We start from the raw sequence: 2,428 nt of genomic DNA, 5'->3' as shown, positions 1-2,428 counted from the left end.
ACGGCTACCACCACCGCCCCGCCCTCACCGCCGAACGCTTCATCCCCAACCCGTTCGGCCCGGCGGGCTCGCGCCTCTACCGCACCGGCGACCTCACCCGCCGCCAGCCCGACGGCACCCTCCACTACCTCGGCCGCATCGACACCCAGGTCAAGATCCGCGGCTACCGCATCGAACTCGGCGAGATCGAAGCCCGCCTCCGCGAACACCCCGCGGTCCACAACACCGTCGTCACCGCCCACGGGCAGAACGAAGACAAGACGCTGGTCGCCTACATCGTCAGCAACGCCGAACCGGACACCACGGCTCTGCGTAACCACCTGACGATCGCACTACCCGACTACATGGTCCCGGCCGTCTACATCGCCATCGACCGCATCCCCCTCACCAACAGCGGCAAGGTCGACCACCGCGCCCTCCCCGCACCCGACACGAGCGCGTTCGGCGCCACCCGCTACATCGCGCCCCGCACCCCCGTCGAGGAACGCCTCGCCGCCATCTGGTCCGAGGTGCTCGGACTCCGGCAGGTCAGCATCGAGGACAACTTCTTCGACCTCGGCGGCGACTCCATCCGCGCCGTCCGACTGGTCGGCGCCCTGCGCGCCGCCGGCCACGACACCAGCGTCCGCGACGTCTTCCAGCACCGCACCGTCGCCGACCTCGCGAACCTGCTCTCCGGCCAGACCGCCGGCACCTCACTCATCCAGGCCGTCGCCCCCTTCGCCCTCATCAGCGACGAGGACCGCGCCGCCCTGCCCGCCGGCATCACGGACGCCTACCCCCTGTCGCAGATCCAGACCGGCATGCTCATCGAAATGCTGGCCACCGCCGACCCGGCAGCCGGCCTCTACCACAACATCAACTCCTTCCGGATCCCGGCGGAGCACGCGTTCTCCCTGCCCGCCCTGCGCCAGGCCGTCGACACCGTCACCCGACGCCACGACATCCTGCGCACCTCCATGCACCTCGACGGCTACACCCAGCCCCTCCAACTCGTCCACGAAACCGCCGAGTTGCCAGTTTCTGTCCACGACTGGCGCGAGCTCGACGCCGAGCAGCTCGACCGGGCCCGACGCGACTACGCCGGCCAGGAATGGGCCACCGGCTTCGACCTCACCACCGCCCCCCTCCTGCGCATCGCCGTCCACCTCGAAGACGACAACGCCTGGCGCCTCACCTTCAGCTACAACCACGCCATCGCCGAAGGCTGGACCCTCAACACCCTCCTCATGGAGATCGTCGAGTGCTACCAGCACCTGCACGACGGCCGTGAACTCCCCGACCACCAGGCGCCGTCGGTGCGTTACGCCGACTTCATCGCCGCCGAGCTGGAGTCGCTGGCCAGCCCCGAGGACCGGGCGTTCTGGCAGGACGTCGTGGGCGGACACGCTCCGCTGCGCCTGCCCGCCGACTGGTCACAGGCCGACGCCCCCGCAGGTGTCCGCCACGGCAGGCAGGTCCCGTTCGCCGACCTCGAAGACGCGCTGCGCGCCCTCGCCCTCAAGGCCAACACCTCGCTCAAGAGCGTGCTGCTCGCCGCCCACCTCAAGGTCATGAGCTCCCTGACGGCGGACGACGCCTTCCACACCGGCGTCGTCTTCCACGGCCGACTGGAGGCCCCCGGCGCCGACCGCGTCCTGGGCATGCACCTCAACACCCTGCCCTTCCCCGCCCACCGCCCCACCGGCACCTGGCGCCAACTCGTCGAACACGTCTACGCCCAGGAAGCCGAGATCTGGACCCACCGCCGCTACCCCCTCCCCGCCGTCCAACGCGAAGCAGGCAACGGACAGCGCCTCATCCCCGTCATGTTCGAACAGCAAAACTTCGAACAGCTCGACCCCACCACCAACAACGGCACCGACACCGGCACCGACACCGGCCGCGATGCCGGCGCCAACGCCAACGCCGGCGGCACCGAGTTCGCCCTGAGCGTCATCACCGCGAACAGCACCGTCGGCATCGCCACAACGACGGCTGTTCTCAGTGCGGTGGCCCTGGAGCGGCTCGCCTCCATGTACCGGCAGGTCCTGGAGGCGATGGCCGCCGACCCCGACGGCGACGCCACCACCACCCACCTCCCCGCCGACACCCTGGACCCCCTCCACGGCCACCAGACCCAATGGCCCGGCACCAGCCCGCTGCACCTCTTCCAGACCCACGCCGCCACCACACCCCACGCCACAGCCGTCATCTGCGGCGACGACCAACTCACCTACCAGGAACTCGACGAACGCTCCAACCAGCTCGCCCACCACCTGCGCGCCCTCGGCGTCACCCCCGGCGACCACATCGGCATCTGCCTGGACCGCAGCCCCGCCGTCCTCACCGCCATGCTCGCCACCTGGAAGGCCGGCGCCGCCTACATCCCCGTCGACCCGGCCCTACCCGCCGAACGACGCCACTACATGCTCACCGACGCCACCGC

1 protein-coding gene is annotated in these 2,428 nt (G+C 70.3%); it reads left to right on the top strand.

Annotation, left to right across the window (positions count from 1 at the left end):
* Positions 1-2,428, top strand: a 2,428-nt coding sequence (locus ACFVVX_RS37905; RefSeq protein ID WP_387952724.1) for a condensation domain-containing protein, incomplete at both ends; no start/stop codon positions are given.

This window comes from Kitasatospora sp. NPDC058170 (genome assembly GCF_042883905.1).
GTDB lineage: Bacteria > Actinomycetota > Actinomycetes > Streptomycetales > Streptomycetaceae > Kitasatospora.
This window is presented reverse-complemented; position numbering and strand designations above follow the sequence as displayed.